The following is a 23,670-nucleotide window of genomic DNA, read 5'->3' as shown; positions in this document are numbered from 1 at the left end:
AAATAGTTTGATTTAATAGGTAAGCCAGACGTAGCAGAAGCGCATTCTTTCTCGTTTTGATCCGTCTATTTATGGTTCAATTGACTGATAGTTTGGTATCATTTGGCAATAGAGCATGAGTTTGAAGCTGTTTATGGCTTTTGTTCAAAAACCATCTGCCTCTACATGCTACGTTACTTACTATTGTTGCTGCTGCCGTTCTGCACCTTTGCTCAGGAGAATCGATTTGAAGGTGAAATTCAGGCTTTTGAAAAAACTGACCGGACAACGCCACCTCCTCAAAGACCAATCGTGTTTACTGGTAGCTCATCTATCCGGCTCTGGGAAAATCTGGATAACTATTTCCCGAATAAAACCATATTACAGCGTGGTTTCGGCGGCTCAACCCTCAATGATGTGATTCATTATGCCGACCGCGTTATTATTCCGTATAACCCTAAACAGGTTGTGCTTTATGCGGGCGAAAACGACGTAGCAATGGGCGTAACCGGCCAGCAAACCTACGAGCGTTTCGTTACGTTGTTCCAGCATGTTCGCAAGAAATTGCCGGATGTGCCGTTCGTATTTATTGCGCTCAAACCCAGTCCGTCGCGACGGAAATACTTCGCCGAAATGGATGCTGCGAATAGGCTGATTCAGCAGTTTCTGGCCAAACAGAAAAAAGCTGATTTCGTTGATATTCGCCCGGTTATGCTTACAAAATCTGGTCAGCCAGTGCCTGAATTATTTAAGTCCGACAGTTTGCATATGCTTCCGGCGGGTTACGAACGCTGGGCCAAAGTGTTGAAACCGTATTTGAAGTAGTGGTTTCGACAAAAAAATACTGAAAATGCGCAAACGTTTTCGCAGCAATATCCTAAACGGATAGCATAGGGCTATTCTGCCAACGGAGCCGTATTTTGCCTTAAAATCAGTTATTTACTCTGAGCCAAACGGCGTAGGATATAAAGATTTTTGAGGGTATAGGCTTTGGTTTAACGTTTGCCCGACTCGAACAACACGTAGCTTTGTGGACTAAACGCATAACTCTTTTCCATGAAAAAACTGATTGTCAGCTTATTGGTCTTTGGATATGTTATAGAGGCTCTCCACGCACAGACGGCCAGCTACGCTATACTGCCAAAACCCACTCAGTTAGAGCCACGTAGCGGAGCTTACGTATTACCGGCAAAACCGATTATTAACGTAGCAGGGAATGATCCGGAAGTGCGCCGGGTTGCGCAATTATTGGCCGATCAGCTTACAAACGCAACTGGTTCGGCAGTAACGGTTAAAAATGGTACGTCCGGGAAAGGCATTTCGTTTGTACCAGCCAGTGGAGGGAAATTAGGCGAAGAAGGGTACACACTGACCGTTTCGGCTAAACAAATCGTGATTTCGGCCGAGAAACCACAGGGTTATTTCTACGGGGTTCAATCGTTGCTGCAACTGATGCCTGCTGCGGTTTTCAGTCCAACGAAAGTCGATGGTGTTACGTGGGCGGTACCAGCCTGTGCCATTGAAGATAAACCTCGTTATGGCTATCGCGGGTCGATGCTCGACGCCGGCCGTTATTTTTATTCGGTTGAGTTTGTAAAACGATACATCGATCTGCTGGCGCTTCACAAAATGAATGTGTTTCATTGGCACTTGACCGAAGATCAGGGCTGGCGCATCGAAATCAAAAAATACCCCGAACTGACCAAATACGCATCGATACGCCCGTCGACGATGGTAGGGCATTACCGTGATCGTAAATATGACGACAAACCCTATGGCGGTTTTTACACGCAGGATGATGCCCACGAGATTGTGAAATACGCGAAAGAGCGATTCATCACAGTGATTCCCGAAATCGAAATGCCGGGCCATTCCGTTGCGGTGTTATCGGTATATCCCGAATTGGGCGCCAACCCCGATCAGGTTGCTCCGGTTTCGAATACGTGGGGCGTGCACGATCACGTACTGTTTCCGCGCGAAGAAACCTTTACGTTCCTAGAGAACGTACTGTCGGAAGTGATGGACATTTTTCCGAGCAAATACATTCACATCGGTGGCGATGAATGCCCTAAGAAAGAGTGGAAACAAAGCAAGTTTTGTCAGGAACTGATGAAGCAAAAAGGGCTGAAAGACGAGCACGAGCTTCAGAGTTATTTCATTCAGCGTATCGACAAATTTGTTACGTCGAAAGGCCGCCGGATTATTGGTTGGGATGAAATTCTGGAGGGCGGTTTATCGCCTAACGCTACGGTTATGAGCTGGCGGGGTGTTAACGGCGGCATTGCCTCGGCCCGGCAGAATCACGACGTAGTGATGACTCCCAATACGTATTGTTACCTTGATTATTATCAGACTGACCCCAAAACGCAGCCTGTAGCCATTGGCGGTTTGTTACCGCTCGAAAAAGTGTACAGCTTCAATCCATCAGTAACAGATAGTTTAACTGCCGAGCAGGCAAAGCACGTACTGGGCGTACAGGCCAACGTCTGGTCGGAATATTTACCGACTGCGCACTACGTTGAATATATGGCTTTCCCGCGTCTGATTGCCGTTGCCGAAACCGCTTGGACGCCCGGCGAAAGCAAAAATCTGGATGATTTCAAGCAACGGCTTGCCATTCATAATAAACGGCTCGATTATCTGAAGGTCAATTACTTTGGCGCGCCTATCAATAATAAATTCGACTACGTCTGGCCGAAAGAAACCGCTAAAAAGTAACTGCTACGTAACAATCACCTCTGACAAAGTTTCGACCTTTGTCAGAGGTTTTTTATGTTCGGGTTTGTTGCTTCGTCAGTTATCATGAAACGATTTGTTACGTTACTCCTATTTTTCGCCAGCCTGCAACTCTCTCTGGCGCAACCCATTCGGTTTGCTTTCGTGACGGATACACATGTTGGTGCGCCCGAAACAGCCGCCGACGATTTACAACGGACAGTCAACGATATCAACGCATTAACTGACATCGACTTCGTGGTATTTACGGGCGACGTAACGGATTACGGTTCAGATCAGGAATTTGCAACCGCCAAACGTATTCTCGATGGACTGACTAAAAAATGGTACATATTTCCCGGCAACCACGATACCAAGTGGTCGGAAAATGGCTGTAATAGTTTCAAGAAGGTATTTGGTGCCGAGCATTTTGCGTTCGATTTCGGCAAATACCGGTTTATCGGCTGCGGTAGTGGCCCTAACATGCGAATGTCGCCGGGTCTGGTCAGTCGCGAAGACATACTCTGGCTACGTTCGGAAGTTGAGAAATTGAAAAACTCCGACAAGCCTGTCATTTTCATGAACCACTACCCGCTCGATAACTCACTGTCGAACTGGTATTTGATTATTGACGAGATCAAGAAAACAAACGTTCAGGCGGCTTTTTGCGGGCACGGTCACGCCAATCTGAAGCTGGATTTTGAAGGGATACCCGGCACGATGGGACGCTCTAACCTTCGGGCAAAAGAAGCAATTGGTGGCTACAATCTCGTTACGATTCAGAACGATACGATGTCGTTTTCGGTACGTACGCCAACTGTGGGCGAACAAGCTGGTCAGACGGCTTCGCCCTGGCGCACGATTTCGCTGATCAACCACCATTTTAATCAGGACAAAAAGCAATACGCTCGCCCAACATATCAACTCAACGAGCAATATAAGAACGTAGCACGAGCGTGGGAAAAACAGGATAACAGCGACATTGGCGCAGGTATTGTTTCCGACAAAACCACCTGTTTCTATCCAAATACGTCGGGGCAACTTGTGGCGCTCTCGCTCGCCGATGGTTCGGGGAAATGGCGTTTTGCAACTAATGGCAAAATCTATTCAACACCCGCGCTACGTAAGAATTACATAGTGGTAGCATCAACCGATGGCACGATTTACTGCCTCGATAAACGTAGTGGTTTGCTACGTTGGAAACAGGAAACCGGCAAGCCCATTGTTGCCTGTCCGCTCATTGATGGTAATACGGTTTACATTGGTAGTTCGGAAGGGAAATTCCGCGCTTTATCGCTAAAGGATGGGTCTGAAAAATGGGCGTTCAGCGATGTAAAAGGCTTTGTCGAATCGGTGCCAGTGGCCGATAAAGAACACATTTACTTTGGCTCTTGGGGCTCGACGTTTTACGCGCTGGACAAAAAAAATGGACAACTCGCCTGGAGCTGGACCAACAACAAAGTCAGGAATTTTTCGCCAGCGGCCTGTGTCCCTCTGCTCACCAACGGACGAATTTTCCTGCAAACGCCCGACCGTACGGTTACCGCACTCGATGCCAAAACAGGGAAAGAGATCTGGAAATCGAACCTGCACAAAGGATTTGAAGCCAGCGGTTTATCGGAAGATGGCTCGCTGATGTACGTTAAATGCATGGCCGACAGTGTGTGGGCTTTGTCGACCCGCTCCGACGTAGCGCAGCCCGAATGGTACGTGAATTGCCACTACGGTTCCGAGATAAGTCCTTCGCCAATCATCGAACGTAGTGGAACCGTCTTCGTTCCGACCGACGAGGGTGTTTTATACGCTATTGACCGACAAACGCACCAGATCAGTTGGGCGCATAAACTATCCAACGCTATGGTAAATCGGATTTGGCCGCTCAGTAACCATGACGTATTGGTGACCACGATGGACGGAAAAATTGCCCGACTCCGCTACGTTGATTCACGTTGATACGTAGCATCAGAAATACATCTCCATCCGAATATCCGCACGAGCGTAAGGCGTTGGCACACTAGGCACCTCCTGAAAACCAACGCTGGCATACATTGTCAGTGCGGGCGTCAATATGCGATTTGATTCGAGCCAGAGAGTTTTGGCTCTTATCTGTCGGGCGTAATCAATGGCGGCCACACAAAGTTTTTTGCCGACTCCCATTCCCTGTGCGGCTGGCGAAACGGCCATTTTTGCCAGTTCGAAGCCCGATTTTCCGGTATTGACAACAGCTACGCAGCCTACTACGTCGTCGTCAACTTTCGCAAAAAATATCTGGCCGTTGTTCGGTAATACGTGTTCTTCGGGATGGTCTAGCTGTTCGAGGTCGTGGGGTTCAACGTTAAAATATTTCGAAATCCAATCGATATTAAGACGCTTAAAATCAGGTTGATAGGCAGATGAGTAAGGAACAATAGAAATCATATCCGTAGCGTTAATTTGCCAGGTTTGGTTTAACTAGTTTTGCGTCAAAACTAGCTTTTTATAAAGTCTTTCAAAAAACTTTCTCTACCTGCGGCTCTACTATTGAGAGAGGAGAAACCATTCACAGAGTTGATTTCAGGGCGCAGCGCAACTAGTACACGAAAAATTTGAAAACGGTACCTGCTGTAATAGGCACTACTTTTTCAGATGTTATAAAACTAACCGCTTATATAGTGAATACCGATGTTGAACGGATTGCCAGAGAAACAAGAAAACAATACGTTACCTTCAATCCGCCTGCCAGAACCTATGTTGGCGTGCAGGGATTATACGATAAAGATGTGCTGATTGAAATAGAGGCAATTGTGGCCATTAAATAAACTATCAATTATTGCTAGACTTTCTGAGGAATGTCGCCTATTTTTGTACTTTACTAAGAATTCGACCGGGTTTATAATATCTTCTGAGAAGATATTTACTTAGTTGTAAACCGAAAAACTGTAAATTATGCAAACCTCAACTTACGTCCCCTACAAGGTTAAGGACATCGCGTTGGCCGAGTGGGGCCGCAAGGAAATCCGGCTTGCTGAAGCCGAAATGCCAGGTCTGATGGCACTCCGGGCCGAATATGGTCCATCAAAACCGCTTCAGGGCGCTCGTATTGCTGGCTGTCTTCATATGACGATCCAGACCGCCGTTTTGATTGAAACGCTGGTTGAGCTAGGTGCTGATGTAACCTGGTCGTCGTGTAATATTTTCTCTACACAGGATCACGCTGCGGCTGCTATTGCTGCAGCGGGTATTCCGGTTTATGCCTGGAAAGGTATGAACGAAGAAGAATTCAACTGGTGTATCGAGCAAACGCTGTTCTTCGGCGAAGACCGTCAGCCACTGAACATGATTCTTGATGATGGTGGCGACCTGACCAACATGGTTTTCGACGTATATCCTGAGTTGATTCAAGGCATCAAAGGTCTATCGGAAGAAACCACAACAGGTGTTCACCGCCTGTATGAGCGGATGAAAAATGGTACGTTGCACCTTCCATCGATCAACGTAAATGATTCGGTAACGAAGTCGAAATTTGATAACAAATACGGCTGCCGTGAGTCGCTGGTCGATGCGATCCGTCGGGCAACTGATTTGATGTTGGCTGGTAAAGTAGCGGTTGTTGCTGGTTATGGCGATGTAGGTAAAGGTTCGGCTGAATCACTACGTGGCGCAGGCTGCCGTGTACTGGTTACCGAAATTGACCCAATCTGCGCGTTGCAAGCTGCAATGGACGGTTTCGAAGTGATTACGATGGATGAAGCCGCTACCCGCGCTCAGATTTTCGTAACGGCAACGGGTAACGTTAATATCATCAAGGGTCGTCATTTCAAAGCGATGAAAGACAAGGCTGTTGTTTGTAACATTGGCCACTTCGACAATGAGATTGATATGGCGTGGTTGAACGAAAATTACGGTCATGCCAAGAGCCAGATCAAACCACAGGTCGACATGTACGAGATTGACGGCAAAGAAATTATCATTCTGGCCGAAGGTCGTCTGGTAAACCTTGGCTGTGCTATGGGTCACCCTAGCTTCGTAATGTCGTGCTCGTTCTCGAACCAGACACTGGCTCAACTTGAGCTATGGGCGAATTCGGATAAATACGAGAACAAAGTATACGTACTGCCGAAGAAACTTGACGAGAAAGTTGCTGCTCTTCACCTTGCTCACGTGGGTGCTAAACTTGAGCCTCTGGAGCAGGAGCAAGCTGATTACATCGGTGTATCGGTTGAAGGTCCGTTCAAATCGGAAATGTATCGTTACTAGTATAGATTTCTATTACGGCGACATTTTGTCGCCGTAAGATCAAAAGCGCGAACTCAGTCTGGGTTTGCGCTTTTATTTTATCCTTTTCACTACGTTAAGGACGTAGCATGAGTCACCGTTATTAACCAGTAAATGCCTTTCGATACGTACTGGGTGTCTGTCCTGTTACGTTCCGGAACGTTTTGTTGAAATGAGACAGGTTATTGAAGCCGACTGCAAAACCAACATCGGCAACTGTTCGGGACGAGTGTAGTAATCGACGGGCCTGATTGACGCGGTATTCATTCAGAAAATCGGTGAAGGTCAGATGCATCATCCGTTTAAAATAGCGACAGAAAGCCGGAACTGTCAAACTAACCAGATCTGCTACGTCTCGAATATCAACAGGTTCAGCATAATGCGCTTCAACGTACTGGCAAATGTGATTGATACGTTCCTGCTCTTTTGGATTCAGGTCGAACCGAACGCCCGGATTATGTAACAGTTCGGCATCTGGCGCATTGGCCAGTAATTCCAGAATCTGTATCAACGTCAAAAATCGGTTAAACGGAGCTGATTTAGGCAACTGTGCCAGTAAAGGTCCAACCTTCCGTTTGGTATCGACACCGAACATTACACCCATATGCGCCCGTTCAAACAAACGCCGTACGGTTGCCAGCTCAGGACGTAGCAAAAACGCTTCACCCATAAAATCGTCCCGCAACTGCACCACAATTTCTTCAAAATTACCCTCTCGACCATAACTAAAATTAAGGTGGGGTAAATTGGGGCCAATAAACACCAGCTCACCTTCCTCATAATGAGATACGTTCGTGCCGACCCGGCGCTGACCATTGCCAAATGGCAGATACACAATTTCGTATTCTGGATGATAATGCCAGTAGACCCGGCAGGTTTCGGGTTCTGTACTGTGAATGACCCGGAATGAGCTACCCGCTTCGGGCTCTATTTTTTCAAACTGAAGCTTCATAGAAAACTGCTATTCCGTTTTAAACGTTTATATACCAACACAATATACGCCAACTTACTAATGAAACGAATTCATTTATATGCGCTTAGCTTGTTATTGATGACTGGCTGCGCACAAGGTCAATCGGTTGATTATCAACCTGCTAAACTTCCCGCACCCAAATCTGGCGAAGCGGTTGCTACGTTTGCAGGCGGATGTTTCTGGGCACTTGAAGAAGGTATGAACCAGCTTAAAGGTGTGCGCGAAGTTGTTTCAGGTTATGCTGGGGGTAACGTTAAAAACCCGTCTTACGAACAGGTAGGAACCGATAAAACTGGCCATGCCGAATCTGTGCAGGTTTATTACGACCCTAAAGTGATTAGCTACCCGCAACTGCTCGACGCTTTTTTTGCCGGACATGATCCCACTACGTTGAATCGGCAGGGGCCCGACGTTGGTCGTGATTACCGGTCGGTTGCATTCTACCGTACTCCTGCTGAAAAAGAAGAGATAGAGGCCGCTATTAAACGTACCAACGAGTCGAAACATTACCCGAATCGGGTAGTAACGGAAGTAACACCCATTACGGCTTTCTACCCAGCCGAAAACTATCATCAGAACTATTTTGCGCTTCATCCCAACCAGCCTTACATCCAGCGTGTATCGCTGCCAAAGGTCGAAAAACTACGTAAAGCGATGGCTGGCCATCTCAAAAATAATACAGCGTTAACAATGGAACAATAAGTTTCAAGCTTATTAAGTCAATACAGCATTAGTATTAGCTAATAGATTGCAAAAATAGCCGCTTCGGAGCGGCTATTTTTGCAATATGAATACGACCATCTCACTAAATAAGACGAACAGAAACGTGTTTCTGCGCAATTTGTTGACATTTTTCCTCAACCGACAGGCGCTGGCTGTTGGACTGGTATTTGCGTCGGACAGTCTTTTGTTTGGTAGCTGGGTCGCACATATTCCACACGTAAAAGCAAACCTGCATCTCTCCGACGCCGAGCTGGGCCTCACACTATTTGCCATGCCCGTTGGCTTGCTGATTATGAATCCGTTAACAGGTTGGATCGTTGCCCGGTTGGGCGAAGCGAAAGCCTGTCTATGGTCGGCGGTGGGTGTGGCGTTAGCCGTTTGTGTAACTATCAATGCACCTACTACGTTGATTATGGCTGCCGGGCTGTTTCTGCTGGGTCTGAGCAGCGCGCTACTGAATGTAGCGATGAACACCTGTGCTACCAACGTAGAGCGTTCAGAAGGAATCGCCATAATGTCGTCGTGCCACGGCATGTGGAGCTTGGGCGGACTGATCGGTTCGGGAATTGCGGGCGCGGTTATTGCGCTCCACGTATCGCCAACGATTCACATGGCTATTATGTCGGGGCTGGTTTTAATTGCTACGTTCCTGCTTCAGCCCACATTGCTCCAGATTCCATCGAGCAGCCGCCCGGCTGAGCAGTTAGCGGAGTCGGTTGAAAAATCAAACTCGTCTTTTGTAGTACCGAATCTCGATTTATTGCTGATGATTCTGATCGGGCTGGCCGTGGCTATGGGTGAAGGTGTAGCCCTCGACTGGAGCGCGGTTTACCTCCACGAAACGCTGGGAGCCAGCAACCAGATTGCCGCGCTTGGCTTTGGTGCATTCTCGTTAACAATGACCACATTCCGTTTCTTTGGCGACACAATAATTCCGAAAATTGGCGCAAAACGATGGCTGCAAATTGGAGCTATTGTGGCAGCAGCCGGTATTTTAGTTGCCATTGCAATACCGTATCCAATAACGGCCTTGATTGGTTTTGCTCTTCTGGGAATTGGTTGCTCGCTGGGTGCTCCAATTTTATATAGCGCTTCGATGCGCGTGCCGGGTATTCCGCCAGCCGCCGGACTTGCTACGTTTGCTACGTTCAGTTTTATCGGCTTTCTGGCTGGCCCACCCGTTATTGGGTTTGTGGCTGAGGCTTTTGGTCTGGCCTACGGTTTGGCCTTCGTCGGAATCGTTCTCCTGATTTCGGCCGGATTAGCACGTATTGTGAAACTGTTCTGATACTAGCTTCAGCTATTTGAGTTAGCGAAAACGATTCGTTATCACCCCCAAATCTCTCCCGTTTTGGGCTAATCGTGTCAGAGTTTTGTTTTTAGTTTACCACACTTCTAAAACCCCAACAAGAAGGTTGGTAAACTAAAGTCAAAACCTGCTACAAACAGATTTAATACCTATCAAATCAACAAAATCAAGGCACTAACACGTAGCGTTTTCCGGCTGTTTCACTCTGTTTCCAAGCGTGCTCCACGTGGCTAAGTGGTACGGGTTCTACATCTATCGTTAACTTACCCGATATGGCCAGATCGAAAAGTTGCGGCAGAATCTCAGTTGGTACTTTTTTGCATTACGTCTTTCGGAACCCTACCACCATCTGCACTATACAACTCAATAGCAGCACTACGTAGTGTAGCGGAAGACAATTGAATAGTCGACCCTGCTACTTCGCCAACAATAACGTAGTGTGTTCAATGCGCAGTTGCCAGAAAATTGTTACTAGAGAGCGCACGGGCTCAGATTTCGCCCAGATGTATGCATTTTTTCAATTGGCAGAACATACCGTCGACGTAACGTTTTTGCATACAATCTTATTTTTTCTCTTTCTGAGATGCCCAATCAATGGCATTGCCGAAGATTTTTACAAAGGCATTGTTCTTGAATAAATCGGGATGATGCCCCATGAAAATATAAATATTCCGCGCCTTGAACCGCTCGTTTGACCAGATAACGGGATGATCGCCCATTTTGATGTTGCTGTCGGGCGAATAGGTTGATTCATCGACCGAAGCCAGTACCAATACGTTCGGGCGCGGACTTTTGTTATACGTGTACCATTCTTCTTTCGCCACATCGAATGTAGCGGGAACACCTTTCATGCACGGATGGTCTTTTGCTTCGACCCGAACAGTGGCTTTGGCGAACGTAGCGATATAGTTTTTATACCGAATACCACCCAGAAAATCCGAAAACCATGGCCATATCGGAAACCCATCGAACTCACCCAACAGACTGGCATGGTGAAACCCAATCCAGCCGCCTTTACCTTCGGTGATATATTGCTGAAAAGCTGCTTTTGCTGTATCGCTCCATCGGTAGGGCGGATAATCGAGCTGAATAAATAACTGATATTGAGCCAGAAATTTTTCATTTATCGGCTTTGCATCCTCAATGTAATCAACTGTAAACCCCTTTTCAGTAGCCAATTGGCCAAGCCAGATTTTGCCCGCAGCAACAAATGGTGCGTGCATACTGGCGGGTTCGGCCATGACTACTACCCGAAACGAAGATTGTTTCGTTTGCCCCAAAGCTGACGTGTTTATCCATAACAGAAGCGGAAGAATAAACGTAGCAATGCCCAAATTCCAACCAGAATTTTTCATACGATTAGGATCGAATTCAGAAAAGGCAACGAGGTGATTTCACTTACTCACTACGTATTGAGGTTAGTCTCAGACAGCAAGATGCTGTCTGAGACTAACCTCAATATTCTATTCAATTACGTTACACACTTCAGTACGGATTTGCGTGTTTCTGTGCTACTTTTTCAACGTTTCAGACAAACGTGTTTGTGCTCATTTTCGCTTTTCGGCATATTTGATACACAGTGATGGCAAACATGAAAAAACTGAACGACAAATGGTTACGTCTGATAGGTATTCCTATGGTAGCTATTGTGTCCAATTTTATTTTTTATCGACCCGATAACGATGCACATCATCATGGCCTGTTCGAAACAATCGGACTAAGTATTATTGAATGCATACTGGTGTGGGAGCTTGGTCGGCTTGGTATCGTTTTGGCCCGACGGACGTATCCGCGATTAAATCAAACCACGCCCCGAATTCTGTATCAGGTTGCATGGCTGGTTGTTACAGTGACGATTCAGCGCTTAGCCATTACGTATCTGTACGACAAAACCGAATTCTGGGGGTATTCGCTTCCAGAGCGATCTTACTGGCTGTCGGTTCTGATTCCATTTGTGTTTCTGGTTCCAGTAGTTGCCATTTATGAAGGCCGTTATCTATATCGGCAATGGTGGGCAACGTATTACGAAGCTGAACGGCTCAAACAGGAAAATCTGCAAAGTCAGCTTAATTCGCTTAAGGCACAGATTAATCCGCATTTTTTATTTAATAGTCTCAGTACGTTATCGTCGCTGGTTACGGAAGATCCGCCCAGGGCCGAAGCGTTTATCGATGAGCTTGCATCGGTGTATCGCTACGTACTTCAGACTAACAACCAGCCTTTAACCACACTAGCTACAGAATTACAATTCATTGAAGCTTATTTTCACTTGCTACAAACTCGTTTTGGGAAAGGCATTACGCTTGACGTAGCTGTTGATGAAGAATACACCGCGTTTCTGCTCCCTCCGCTAACCCTACAACTTCTGGTCGAAAATGCGGTGAAGCATAACACCGTTTTGCCGAGTCGCCCGCTTCAGATACGTATTTTTACCGAGCATAACAATAATCTGTTCATTGTGAATACGTTGCATAAAAAGCAGCAGACAATTCTATCGAACCGGACGGGGCTGGCTAATATTCAGGCTAAGTATCATTTGCTCAATCGGTCATCGGTAATTATTGAACAAACCGACGATTCTTTTCAGGTAACGCTTCCATTGATTTCGCCTTTAAGCACTACGTTGACCGACAATCCAGCTATTACGCATCCTGCCGACAACATATTACCATGAACATTTTAATTATTGAGGATGAAGAACCGACAGCTCGTAAATTAAAGCGGCTTGTTCAGGAAATAGAGCCGACTGCGAATCTGGTAGGGCAAACTGGCAGCGTAGAAGAATCGGTAGCCTGGCTTCGGCAGAACGGTATAAATCCAGCATTACGTCCCGATGTAATTCTGATGGATATTGAACTCGCTGACGGCCAGAGTTTTGCGATTTTTAATCAGACAACGGTACAGTGTCCGGTCATTTTCACAACGGCTTATGATGAATTTGCTATTCAGGCGTTTAAAGTCAACAGCATTGATTATTTGCTGAAACCGATCAAAGCTGAAGATCTTCGTCGGGCATTTGCCAAGTTACAAACACTGGCAGCCTTATTTGCAAATCGTCCCGATGCTCTACAACAACAGCTAACCAGTCTGCTCACACAACTAGCTGGTCAATCGAATCGGATAGAGCCTGCCGTAAGTGACCCATTGCCAGTACGTTCCCGTTTTCTGGTTAAACAAGGGCAACGGCTCATTCCGCTGGAAACCGACGAAATTGCTTATTTCTTTACCCGAAATCGACTGTCGTTTGCACGAACGCATCATCAGCAGGAATGGATGCTCGATTATACGATGGACGAACTGGCCAACATGCTCGATACGAAGCGATTCATACGGCTCAATCGACAGGTTATTGCAGAGCTGCGGGCCATCGAAAAAGTGCAGATTCATTTCAACGGAAAGCTAAAAATCAGTCTGCGTCCTGCTTTCGACGAAGAGGTTATGGTTAGCCGTGAGAAAGCCGCTGAATTCAAAATCTGGCTAGGCGAATAAAGTGAATTTACTTTTGTTATTACCTTCCTGTTTTAGTCATGGAGAAGAAACAGATCGTATTTTAACTAGCTAAAAATTCCTTAAATCCCTTATCGGTGACTCCATCTAAGAGCGAGTCACCGATAGGGGATTTAAGGAAAAAACGCAGAAAATCATTTTTACCAACGCAGCTCTCCAAGATTAGCTAAAACAGGAGGAGCTTATGAGGAATGGTCGCTGCTGTGAGGACTTTTTTTTATATGTTCTGTGTTAGCGCTGTTTACCTCCTAACGTATAACCTATTTTTGCGGTGAAATATGAGTTTTTTCCAGTTAAAACACTGTTCATATTTACGTAGCTAATACTGCTGTCATCCATTAGGTTAGCTGCAACTTCGGCCGTTATTGCCGAATAGTTGACGCCAATTCTGACCATACCGCCAAACTGATTTGTGGCTGGTAATGAGAAACGGTAGATCGTGCTGCTTGGTCCATTCAGCAGTTGCGCACTAGGTTCAATATGATATAAACCTGCTCCAATGCCAATAAACGGCTGCACGGTTTTTTTGCCAAACAAATAATTGACTGTTGCAAGGCCCGATAAGGTAGACTTGGCCTGACTGGTATATTCGAGGTTGTTGTTCAGAATTTCGGTTCGGCTAATAAAGGCCTGTTCAAAACGTAGTCCAACGGCAATTTGGCGCGTTACGTGGTATCGGGGTTCTACACTATATACAAAACCACCTTTACTGGCTCCCTGATAGAGCGGAAGCGCGTAACCCGCCGTAGCATTCAGTTTGAGGGCAGTAAAATTCTGAGCGTTAACAAGAGAGGGAATGCAGATTAATAAAGCAAAGAACAATTTTCGCATGAAAAGAAATATTTGAGTGATTGTCGCGGTTTTGTTTGATGATCTACTTACTAGTACATACGTATTATATATACCCTTAATTGTAAAGATGCGTTGCAATACGTATTGAAATTCGACACGTTTTATTGGCGATTTTCTCTTATTTTAACAATTTCAGCCAATTCGCTACGTACCTATGCCTTTCTCTATTCGCCAACTGATTCAACTTAACGTACTGCTGTTTTGGGCCTTTACTGCTGCTAAGGCTCAGTCGCCCACGCAGCAATTGCATCGAGTTATCGATAGCACGTGGGCTTTTCAACTCCGACAGTCGCCCCTGAAAGAGGTATTTGCTGGTAGTAAAACCCAAATTGAATCGATGGGCGAATATACAGAAGCTGCATTTGCGCGGCAAACGTCTTTTTATCGACAGCAGTTAAGTCAGTTGAAGGTTATCCCAAATGAATCGCTTTCGGCGGTCGATTTGGTGAATAAAGAACTACTCCTGTATACATTGCAGGAAGCCATTGATGAACATGAGATGAAAGCCTACTATAATCCGCTCACGTCAGATTATGGCCCACATATTGGTTTGTCGTTTGTGCCAAATTACCTGACATTTCGGACGGTTGCCGATTATGAGACCTACACCCGTTTCCTGAACACACTTCCGAACTATCTTGGAAATGTAATCAACGTAATGCGTCAGGGGTTGAAAGCTGGCATAACTGCCCCTAAAGTTATTCTGAAAGGATATGAAATAACGTATCAGAACCATATTGTTACCGATCCTACACGTAGCGTTTTCTACGCTCCTTTTCTGCAAATGCCCGCTACGTTCACCGAATCCGAGCGCAGCCAGTTGCAGCAGGCCGGAAAGGAAGCCGTGTTGGAGGGTGCCGTGAAAGCCTATATGCTTTTCGGTGATTTTATGGACAAGGAATATATTCCGGGGGCTCGTCAGACTGTTGCCGCGAAGGATTTGCCAAACGGAGTCGCGTTTTACGAGCAACGAGTTCGCTACTATACAACCCTCGACTTAACCCCAGAAGCCGTTCATCAGATGGGCTTGCAGGAAGTGAAGCGGATTCAGGACGATATGCAGTCCATTATTGATAAAACAGGCTTTAAAGGCTCATTTCAGGATTTTCTGAAGTTTCTACGGACTGATTCGCAGTTTTATGCTAAAACACCGATTCAGTTGTTAAAAGAAGCCAGTTTTATTGCCAAGCAGGCCGATGATAAGTTACCCGCCTATTTTGGTAAGCTTCCGCGACAGCCTTATGGCGTAGCGCCGGTGCCCGACGCGCTGGCTCCAAAATATACTAGTGGTCGTTACGTAGGTGCGCCGTTGAGCAGTAAAACGCCGGGTTATTACTGGGTAAATACATACAATCTGAACAGCCGACCTCTTTACACGCTGGAGTCACTCACACTCCATGAAGCCGTGCCGGGGCATCACCTTCAATCGGCTCTGTCGAAAGAATTGACCGGCCTGCCTTCGTTCAGAAGAAGTTTGTATGTCGATTCATTTGGCGAAGGGTGGGGTCTGTATTGTGAATGGTTGGGGAAAGAAATGGGCTTTTATAAAGACCCCTACAGCGATTTCGGACGACTAACATTTGAAATGTGGCGGGCCTGCCGATTGGTTGTTGATACGGGTATTCATGCCAAAGGCTGGTCGCGTCAGCAGGTGATCGATTACCTGACCGAGCATACGGCTTTGTCGGTACACGACTGCACCACCGAAACCGACCGTTATATTTCCTGGCCGGGGCAGGCGTTGGCCTACAAAATTGGTGAATTGAAAATTAGAGAGTTACGCCGTAAAGCGCAAGATGCAATGGGCGACAAATTTGATGTACGTGCCTTTCATGACCTGTTGTTGAGTCAGGGCACCGTAACGATGCCCATTCTGGAACAGTTAGTTAACAACTACATCAAGGCTGCCAAATAGCTTAAACTTTAGTGTTACCTAAAAGCTGGTGATCAGCTTATTTTGCTTTATCCACGAAAATGATTCCTGTGCGGGTTATCCAGGCATGGGTTGTGGCTTCGTATCGGTCAATCTGGTCACCACCACTGTTCTGACGAGGGTCGTTTTCCTGTTTCATCCAGTCATTTAGCCGTTGCTCCAAGTCTTTTTTTACTGTAGCATACGTAGCGTCATTAGCACGGTTGGTCAGATTATAGGGATCATTTTTCAGTACGTATAATTCTTCGGCAGGCCGACGGGCAAAACCAGCCGTAAAGAGTGGTTTTACAACAGAATCAGTACGGTGATCCATCATATACACTTTGGTAGGTCCGCCATCTACGTCACCAAATATTGACGGTGTGTCGGGTATCGATTCGTCGCCAGCCGGCATTCGTTCGGGGCGGAAATTGCGGATGTACAAATAGTCTTTAGTTCGAATAGCCCGCATCGGATAACCCGCACCGTAATTGAACTGTGGGCGACACAAACAATGCCGTTCACGCTCAAGAAAAACCTCGTTTCGGTGAACGGTTTTTTGTCCGGTCAATATTGGTACCAGACTAATACCGTCTAATTCAGGACGTTCCGTTACGTTGGCCCAATCCAGAAACGTTGGCATCAGGTCGATCAAATTCACGAATGAATCGTTACGTTCGGGTTGCTTCTCATTCTCCGAAAATTGGCTGATAAGTAACGGAACCCGGGTTCCATAATCGTATAAATTGGCTTTCGCGTGCGGAAAAGGCATACCGTTGTCAGAGGCAACCACAATAACGGTATTGGCTAACTGGCCGGTTTCTTCCAGTTGCTTCAGCAAATCACCAATTTCACGATCAAGGTGTTCTACCTCCGATAGATAGTCTGCTACGTCGTTTCTAACTTCTGCTACGTTGGGAAGAAAAGCGGGCAGATGGATTTTAGCGGGGTTTATACCTGTCTTCTTACCGTCGCCCAGATTGAATGGTCGGTGTGGGTCGTTAGTGCCAAACCAGAAGAAAAAGGGCTGATTTTTGGGTAGTTTTTTCAGAAAAGGAGTAAACGCCAGCGAATCTCCAGATGGATTTTGGGTATAACCCATTTGTTTATAATCGCCCGGCGACCACCCTTTACGCTCAAAACCAACAGAATAGCCAGCCTTACGTAGCAATTGCACATAAGTAGGAATGCTACTGTCGAGTCGCCCCACCAGATTGACGCCTTCGCCTAGATTATGCGGATACCGCCCGGTTAGTATACCAGCTCGCGAAGGTGTACAGGAAGGCGAAGCGCAGTAGGCATTTGTAAATACAGTTCCGTGTTTGGCCAGTCGGTCGAGGTTGGGCGTTTTTAACGTAGTATCGCCATATATACTCGCATAGGGATAACTCCAGTCATCGGCCAGAATAAATAGAATATTCGGACGGGATGGCTGTTTCTGGGACGTAGTGCAGGAAGAAAGTCCAGACAGAAGTAGACAGAATAGACTCGTGAGGATATAGATGGGTTTCATACGTAGCGTATTTTAGGCACCAAGCGCGTTAGCTTGCAAACGTAGCAAAGTTTGAACGCCGTCCTGATAACCCGTTACGTTATTTAGCCGAAATAATCAGCACAAGCCCCAATACGTAACAAAGCCCCATCAACATCAGGTAGCGATTCGACGTTTTGGGTGCTCCCTGAAATTCGTGCCAGATAAAGATGCCCCATAAAACGGCAATAATGGTAGCACCTTGCCCTAGCCCGTAACTAATTGCGTATCCGGCAGCTCCCGAAGCCAGCAGACTGGAAGCCATGCCCAAACACCAGATCATACCCCCCAGCATACCAAACCGATGATAACGTCCTGCTACGTCGAAGTACTCAATTTCATCGTCGGCAGGTCGGCTGGCAAAACGGCGGAGAAGCGGAATAAACAAGGGCGTGCTGGCCACAACGCCTATGGCAAACAACACGAGTGCGGTATAAGGCGTTAGTGACCCAGGAGCAGGATTCACGAAATCGGTAGCCATTGCTTTTGCAACAAAATAGAAGAAAAAGCTCATCAGAAAGCCACCTGCCAGCGATATAATCAGTCCGGTTGTGTTTACGGCCTGACTGGAAGTTGCTTTTGATCGATAAGCCAATGCGCTGAATACCACCGCCAGAAAAACCGAGAAAACGCCCGTTGCCAACAGAGGAACATCGCCAACAGGTACAAAAACATAATTGACAACAACGCCCAGAATCAAAGCTAACCCAATTCCCACGGGCATGGCCACCGACAACCCTGCAAGCTCAATACCAACAACAATCAGAATATTTGCAATATTGAATAGGATACCGCCAACGATAGCATAGCCCAAACTCAACGTACTAGCCTGACTAAAATCGGCTAGAAAGGAGCGTCCTTTTTGGCCAAAGCTACCTAAGGTAAAAGCCAGAAGCAGGCTTAATACAAGAATTCCGTAGGTATAGTCGCGATAAAAGATGGTGGTTGGAACTTTCGATGCCGTGAGTTTCTGCATATTGGCCCATGAACCCCAACAGAGCATGGTAATAAAGCAGACAGCCACTGCGAGTGGGTAGTAGGAAATCGTGAACATGGGTGTTTAGGTTAAGGATAATGCAGCAAGATACGGAATATCGTTACCATTACAAAAGAGTTTATTAGACTGATAATGTGGTAACTAAAAGGTGCTACGTAACAAGGTTATACAACCCTTCTTGACTAACTAAACCATTAAAGACAGTTAGTATAAAGAAAGCTAAAAGTGGCGCTTTTGTGGCGTGTTGATCTTGCTAATCAGTCAGAATAAGCAATGATCAAGTACCGGAGAACTTTGTTTGGCAAAAACTGCCGGGGTAAAAAATCTCTGATAGGGTGGGTAAGTCTCAATCTGACTTCAAGATTGTAGCCAACCATATTCGGGAAGGTAAAATCGCCCAAATATGAGGCTGACAAACTTCCTTTGCCTATAGAAAAATGGCGTGAGTAAGGAGAAGGGAAATGGCAGCGGCTCCCGACCGTTTGGCTGCTTGTGGAACTAAACGAATCTGTATTCCCCGTTCGGAAAGCTGAATTGTTTTTACAGAAAATCCCGACTCATGCTACGTAGTATAAGCAGCCGCTTTATACGTAGCATGAGTCGGGATAACGTATTGATTTATTGGAATGGCTTATGAAAGTTCGCTCTGGAGCGTTTTTTCAACGCCTGTCGCTAACATTGCGTTTAGCTTTTGGGCAACGGCCTCACTAAAACCGGGAAGCGCCGTCAGATCGGTTTGCCACAGGTTTTTGTCGGACAGAACGCTTTTTACAAAGGCCTCTACCGTAGTGGGTGTGCTTTTCTTTACGGTTTTCCAGTCGCCGTAAAAATAACCGGCTTTATCATCGCGGATCGGATAGGTAAGCACTCCCCCGTTTGCTACGTTGATTTCGCCAAAAAACTGCCCTTTTTCTTCCCGAACCGCCTTCATGAACAGCAGATAAGCGGCAAAGCCCAACGCCATGAATTTTGGCACACTGTTGAACTTGTCGTAATACCGCTGAATGGTTGCTACGTTACGTGCCTGCATTTTGGCCGTTTCCTGAAGCGAAATATTGAGCAACAGGTGGTCGAGGTGCGGGTTGCGGAACCGGTCCAGTACGTCATGCGCAAACTGTTCAACGGCGGCTTTGTCCATACCTGGAGTGCCATAATCGGGCACAGTTGGCACGATTTCGGTGAGCATGAGCGATTCAATAAAACGACTCATGTCTGGGTGACGCATTTCGTCGGCAACGGTCTCTAATCCAAGTAGATAACCAAGCGGCATCGTGAACGAGTGAGTACCATTGAGTACGCGAAGTTTACGCTCGCGGTAAAAATTAATGTCTTCGTCGATGATAATCTGCGGAGTCGATGCATCCGCAAAGGTTAACATTTGCCGAACCCGGTCATCGCCTTCAATAGCCCACAAATGATACGGCTCGGTGAAGGTCAATAGCTCATCTTCAAGTCCTGTTTCCTGCTCCAGTGCCTGACGGGCTTCGTCGGTAGGTCGAGTCACAATCCGGTCGACCAGCGAATTACAGAAACGAACGTGGAACTTGAGCCATTTGCTAAATAGCTTACCGAGTTCGTTGAATTCCGATAGTTTTTCAACCGCGTCGCGCAGTTTCAGCCCGTTATCGGTAACCAATTCGGTTGGAATAACAACCAGCCCTTTTGCCCGAGAACCGCCCACACTCCGAAAACGCTCATACAGAAAAGCCGTTAACTTAGCTGGAAAAGAAACTGGCGGCTGCTGGAAAATGCTCTCCTCTACATAATTAAGCCCAACTTCGGTGGTGTTTGAAATAACAATCTGAAGCTTAGGATTCCGCGCCAGCATCAATATCTCTTTCCACTGCGTTTGGGCGGCCAAAACCCGGCTTATAGCTGATACTACAGATGTTTCAGAGATATTCTGCCCCTGCTGAACGCCCCGAACGGCAACGGTATATAGATTATCCTGTTGCGTAAATTCATCGGTCTGGCTATCGGTTGATTTTACGACAACGATAGAACCACCAAACCGCCCGGCTGCATTAGCTTTTTGAACTAAATAATCGGGTAAACCTCGCAGTAAAACACCTGTACCAAATTGAAGGATTTTTTCAGGAAATACAGCGGCCTGATGCGTCGAACGGCTTAACTTGGTCATGGTAGAAGGGGGTACTGTTTGCTCAGCCAGCATGATACGTATTAACTATAAATAAAGTTGAACCGAGTTTTTGTCATATTTTAGCAATATTACAAACTACTCGTCTAACCAGCGTACCTATTTTATCAAAACCCAGTATTCGGCTTCGATTTCAAGAGGTCATTCGGTATTTGTCTACATATTGCGGGGTTATAAGGCAGATAGGAGGGGAATCTATCGTTTTAATTTACCAGATGTATCACCACTCGCCAGGGTTTCTACCTCCGCAATGGTTGTTAGATTCACATCGCCGGGAATCGTATGTTTCAGCGCCGATGCCGCAGCACCGAACTCAACAGCACGTTGCAGATCATTGAAGGTGAGCAGGCCGTAAATCAAACCAGCTATGTAAGCGTCGCCCGTACCAATTCGATCGGTGATGGGACGAATGTCATACAACCTTGATTTGAAAACGCTGTTGCCGTCGAAAATCTTGGCCGACAGTTGATTATGGGATGCACTTACCGAATTGCGTTTGGTGTCGGTAACGTAGCGGATGTTAGGAAACCGCTGCATCATGGCCCGGCCCGCTTCCTGAAACGTACTTCCTACTACGTTGTAAAGATCAGAGAAGAGCCCTTTGCTTCCCAAAATTAGTGTGCAACCTTCGGTTAGGGCGGGCATAATTTCCTGCGGGCGCCGACCGTACTGCCAGAGATTACTGCGATAAACAATATCGGCAGAGACCGGAACGCCAAGGCGATTAGCAGTTTGGATACCTGCCAGCAAGCAATCGGCAGCTCCCTGCGAAAGAGCAGGCGTAATGCCTGTCCAGTGAAACCAGTCGGCTCCCTGCAAAATAGGCTCCCAGTCGATATCAGAAGGCTGAATACGGGCAAAGGCTGAATCGACCCTATCGTAAATAATCTGACTGGCCCGACTTCCGGCTCCTGTTTCCAGAAAATAGAGCCCCAGCCGTCCGTCGCCATACCGAACGTGCTGCGTATCAACACCATATTTACGAAGATAACCCGCAGCCGCTTTGCCGAGCGTATGGTCTGGAAACCGCGTTACGTGCGTGGCCTGAAAGCCAAATTGCGCCATCGACACCGCTACGTTGGCCTCGGTTCCGCCAAAGTGCATGGTTAGCGAATTGGTTTGTGTAAATCGCTCAACGCCCGGCGGACTGAGCCGAAGCATAACTTCGCCAAAAGTGACAATTTTCATTTGTTCAGGTTAATAAGTAGTAAACACATAGCTCAACGCTGAGCGTCAGGAGCGGCCAATTACTGACCACCGGCTACTTTGTTCTAGTTCTTCGGGCCTAACGGGTTCTAATTTGGGTAATATCAAATGAATAATTACCAAAGCTACCAAATAAGAGCAACCGGCAATGGCAAACATAGGCAGATACCCCAACGATGTGATGATACGTCCCGAAAGCAAGGCTAGTATAATACTGCCTACTGCGCCAAACATGCCGCCAATTCCGGTCACAGAAGCTACTACGTTTCTGGGGAACAGATCTGAGGCAAACGTATACATGTTGGCCGACCAGCCCTGATGCGCGGCTGTGGCCAGCGAAAGCAACGCAATGGCCACTGGTAGGCTGCTGGTTTTGGCGGCAAAGAAAATAGGTACTACGCACAAAGCACAAATAAGCATGGTTGTTTTTCGGGCGCGGTTGGCCGACCAGCCCCAGTTCATAAACTGCGTGCTGAGCCAGCCGAAAAAGATACTGCCTGCGTCAGACACCATATAAATAATCAGGAAAGGCACGCCAAATGTTTTGAGGTCGAGGGTTTCGCTAAAAGCATCGTTGGAGTTGAAAAAATCGGGTAACCACGACATATAAAACAACCAGATTGGGTCGGCCATGAATTTACCAACGGCAAATGCCCAGGTTTGTTTATAGCCCAGTAAATGACCCCAGGAAACCTTTATCGGTGGTATTCGCTCCTGATCGCTACGTATGTAGTCGAGCTCCTGACGAGTAAGTTTCGGATGCCGCTCGGGTTTGCTATAGGTGAGTCCCCATAAAGCCAAGAGCCCGAAACTTAGCAGACCCGTAACCAGAAATGAGCTTCGCCAGCCTAATTGCAGAATCAGGTAAGGGGCAAACAAAGCCGTCAGAATAATGCCTACGTTGGTGCCCGCGTTGAAAATACCGTTTGCAAATGAGCGTTCGTTGCGCGGGAACCAATCGGCTATGGTTTTAATGGACGACGGAAAATTTGCCGACTCGCCCAACCCCAACGCAGCCCGTGCCCAGCGCAAATCAGCAATGTTTTTGACAAAAGCCGACAACACGGCAGCAATACTCCAGACAAAGATGCCCAACGCAAAACCCCGGCGGGTACCAATCCGATCAATGAGCCAGCCAGCTACCAGAAAACCAATGGCATAGGCAAATTTGAAGGCGGCATCTACATCGCCATACAGTACTTTGAACCGATCAGTGGCTTCTTCCGTGAGCACGGCGTCGGGAGCCATGTCGAGCATTTCTTTCCGAAACAGTTCATCGGTCATAGTAAACGACAGAATCTGCCGATCTATGTAATTAATGGTTGTTGCCAGAAACAATAAAGCAACAATGCGCCAGCGAAAGCGCCCAGAAGTAGTTTGCGTTTGCAAAACAAGCAGTCGACTTTTGGGGAGAAAAGCATAAGTCGATGCTTATTTACCTGAAAAAAAGTAAACAGTCAAGAGCCGATTAGTTTCTTACTCTCATCGGCAGGCCGTTATTTTACGAACCGATGCTCAGTATGAGGCTTACAAACAACAATGCTGATTGACTGA

19 protein-coding genes are annotated in these 23,670 nt (G+C 46.8%); 10 read left to right on the top strand and 9 right to left on the bottom strand.

The window, feature by feature from the left end; translation table 11 throughout:
* Positions 1-165: 165 nt before the first annotated feature.
* From ACYVD4_RS15205 to ACYVD4_RS15195, 3 genes are all read left to right on the top strand, one after another.
* Positions 166-804 (top strand): GDSL-type esterase/lipase family protein, encoded by a 639-nt coding sequence (locus ACYVD4_RS15205; protein WP_460947075.1) that lies wholly within the window; start codon positions 166-168, stop codon positions 802-804.
* A gap of 231 nt (positions 805-1,035) precedes the next feature.
* Positions 1,036-2,697 carry a beta-N-acetylhexosaminidase gene (locus tag ACYVD4_RS15200; RefSeq protein WP_460947073.1) on the top strand — a complete coding sequence of 554 codons (1,662 nt, stop codon included), beginning with the start codon at positions 1,036-1,038 and terminating at the stop codon, positions 2,695-2,697.
* 84 nt (positions 2,698-2,781) lie between these two features.
* A complete protein-coding gene (locus tag ACYVD4_RS15195) occupies positions 2,782-4,647 on the top strand; it encodes an outer membrane protein assembly factor BamB family protein (protein ID WP_460947071.1) in 1,866 nt (621 codons plus the stop codon).
* A 9-nt stretch (positions 4,648-4,656) separates the two neighbouring features.
* Here ACYVD4_RS15195 and ACYVD4_RS15190 read toward each other — a convergent pair whose 3' ends face one another.
* Positions 4,657-5,112, bottom strand: a complete 456-nt coding sequence (locus ACYVD4_RS15190; RefSeq protein ID WP_460947069.1) for a GNAT family N-acetyltransferase — start codon at positions 5,110-5,112, stop codon at positions 4,657-4,659.
* A 167-nt stretch (positions 5,113-5,279) separates the two neighbouring features.
* Here ACYVD4_RS15190 and ACYVD4_RS15185 point away from each other — a divergent pair, with 167 nt between their 5' ends.
* On the top strand, positions 5,280-5,492 hold the full coding sequence (locus tag ACYVD4_RS15185) for a RidA family protein (RefSeq protein ID WP_460947067.1): 213 nt from the start codon (positions 5,280-5,282) through the stop codon (positions 5,490-5,492).
* Positions 5,493-5,619: 127 nt separating this feature from the next.
* On the top strand, positions 5,620-6,930 hold the full coding sequence (gene ahcY, locus ACYVD4_RS15180; protein WP_460947065.1) for an adenosylhomocysteinase: 1,311 nt from the start codon (positions 5,620-5,622) through the stop codon (positions 6,928-6,930).
* Between the two features lie 121 nt (positions 6,931-7,051).
* On the opposite strand, the gene ACYVD4_RS15175 is transcribed toward ahcY, so the two are convergent.
* Positions 7,052-7,900, bottom strand: a complete 849-nt coding sequence (locus ACYVD4_RS15175) for a helix-turn-helix domain-containing protein (RefSeq protein ID WP_460947063.1) — start codon at positions 7,898-7,900, stop codon at positions 7,052-7,054.
* Between the two features lie 60 nt (positions 7,901-7,960).
* Between ACYVD4_RS15175 and msrA the strand changes: the two genes are divergently transcribed.
* Together msrA and ACYVD4_RS15165 are read left to right on the top strand one after the other, a co-directional pair.
* A complete protein-coding gene (msrA, locus tag ACYVD4_RS15170) occupies positions 7,961-8,623 on the top strand; it encodes a peptide-methionine (S)-S-oxide reductase MsrA (protein WP_460947061.1) in 663 nt (220 codons plus the stop codon).
* A gap of 85 nt (positions 8,624-8,708) precedes the next feature.
* Positions 8,709-9,932 (top strand): MFS transporter, encoded by a 1,224-nt coding sequence (locus ACYVD4_RS15165; protein ID WP_460947059.1) that lies wholly within the window; start codon positions 8,709-8,711, stop codon positions 9,930-9,932.
* 584 nt (positions 9,933-10,516) lie between these two features.
* Here the strand turns inward: ACYVD4_RS15165 and ACYVD4_RS15160 are convergent.
* Entirely contained in the window at positions 10,517-11,308 is a 792-nt protein-coding gene (locus tag ACYVD4_RS15160; protein ID WP_460947057.1) for a ThuA domain-containing protein, read from the bottom strand.
* A gap of 236 nt (positions 11,309-11,544) precedes the next feature.
* On the opposite strand from ACYVD4_RS15160, the gene ACYVD4_RS15155 reads away from it, so the two are divergent.
* Together ACYVD4_RS15155 and ACYVD4_RS15150 are read left to right on the top strand one after the other, a co-directional pair.
* Positions 11,545-12,627, top strand: coding sequence for a sensor histidine kinase (locus ACYVD4_RS15155; RefSeq protein ID WP_460947055.1), 1,083 nt, complete (start codon positions 11,545-11,547; stop codon positions 12,625-12,627).
* On the top strand, positions 12,624-13,442 hold the full coding sequence (locus tag ACYVD4_RS15150) for a LytR/AlgR family response regulator transcription factor (RefSeq protein WP_460947053.1): 819 nt from the start codon (positions 12,624-12,626) through the stop codon (positions 13,440-13,442). Before ACYVD4_RS15155 ends, ACYVD4_RS15150 begins: the two co-directional genes overlap by 4 nt.
* 249 nt (positions 13,443-13,691) lie before the next feature.
* Here ACYVD4_RS15150 and ACYVD4_RS15145 read toward each other — a convergent pair whose 3' ends face one another.
* Positions 13,692-14,291 (bottom strand): hypothetical protein, encoded by a 600-nt coding sequence (locus ACYVD4_RS15145; RefSeq protein ID WP_460947051.1) that lies wholly within the window; start codon positions 14,289-14,291, stop codon positions 13,692-13,694.
* 175 nt (positions 14,292-14,466) lie between these two features.
* Here ACYVD4_RS15145 and ACYVD4_RS15140 point away from each other — a divergent pair, with 175 nt between their 5' ends.
* Complete coding sequence (locus ACYVD4_RS15140; protein WP_460947049.1) at positions 14,467-16,227, top strand: DUF885 domain-containing protein; 1,761 nt, start codon at positions 14,467-14,469, stop codon at positions 16,225-16,227.
* 37 nt (positions 16,228-16,264) lie between these two features.
* Here ACYVD4_RS15140 and ACYVD4_RS15135 read toward each other — a convergent pair whose 3' ends face one another.
* The 5 genes from ACYVD4_RS15135 to ACYVD4_RS15115 all read right to left on the bottom strand — a co-directional run bounded on the left by ACYVD4_RS15135 (position 16,265) and on the right by ACYVD4_RS15115 (position 23,505).
* Positions 16,265-17,737 carry a sulfatase family protein gene (locus ACYVD4_RS15135; protein WP_460947047.1) on the bottom strand — a complete coding sequence of 491 codons (1,473 nt, stop codon included), beginning with the start codon at positions 17,735-17,737 and terminating at the stop codon, positions 16,265-16,267.
* A gap of 79 nt (positions 17,738-17,816) precedes the next feature.
* Positions 17,817-18,809 carry a GRP family sugar transporter gene (locus ACYVD4_RS15130; protein WP_460947045.1) on the bottom strand — a complete coding sequence of 331 codons (993 nt, stop codon included), beginning with the start codon at positions 18,807-18,809 and terminating at the stop codon, positions 17,817-17,819.
* Positions 18,810-19,383: 574 nt separating this feature from the next.
* On the bottom strand, positions 19,384-20,892 hold the full coding sequence (locus tag ACYVD4_RS15125; RefSeq protein ID WP_460947043.1) for a tagaturonate reductase: 1,509 nt from the start codon (positions 20,890-20,892) through the stop codon (positions 19,384-19,386).
* A gap of 213 nt (positions 20,893-21,105) precedes the next feature.
* Entirely contained in the window at positions 21,106-22,098 is a 993-nt protein-coding gene (locus tag ACYVD4_RS15120; protein WP_460947041.1) for a PfkB family carbohydrate kinase, read from the bottom strand.
* Positions 22,099-22,143: 45 nt separating this feature from the next.
* Positions 22,144-23,505 carry an MFS transporter gene (locus ACYVD4_RS15115; protein ID WP_460947039.1) on the bottom strand — a complete coding sequence of 454 codons (1,362 nt, stop codon included), beginning with the start codon at positions 23,503-23,505 and terminating at the stop codon, positions 22,144-22,146.
* Between the last annotated feature and the right edge of the window lie 165 nt (positions 23,506-23,670).

The sequence above is a fragment of the Spirosoma daeguense genome, assembly GCF_054776875.1.
Note: the sequence above shows the minus strand (reverse complement) of the source record. Positions and strands in the feature narration are given on the sequence as shown.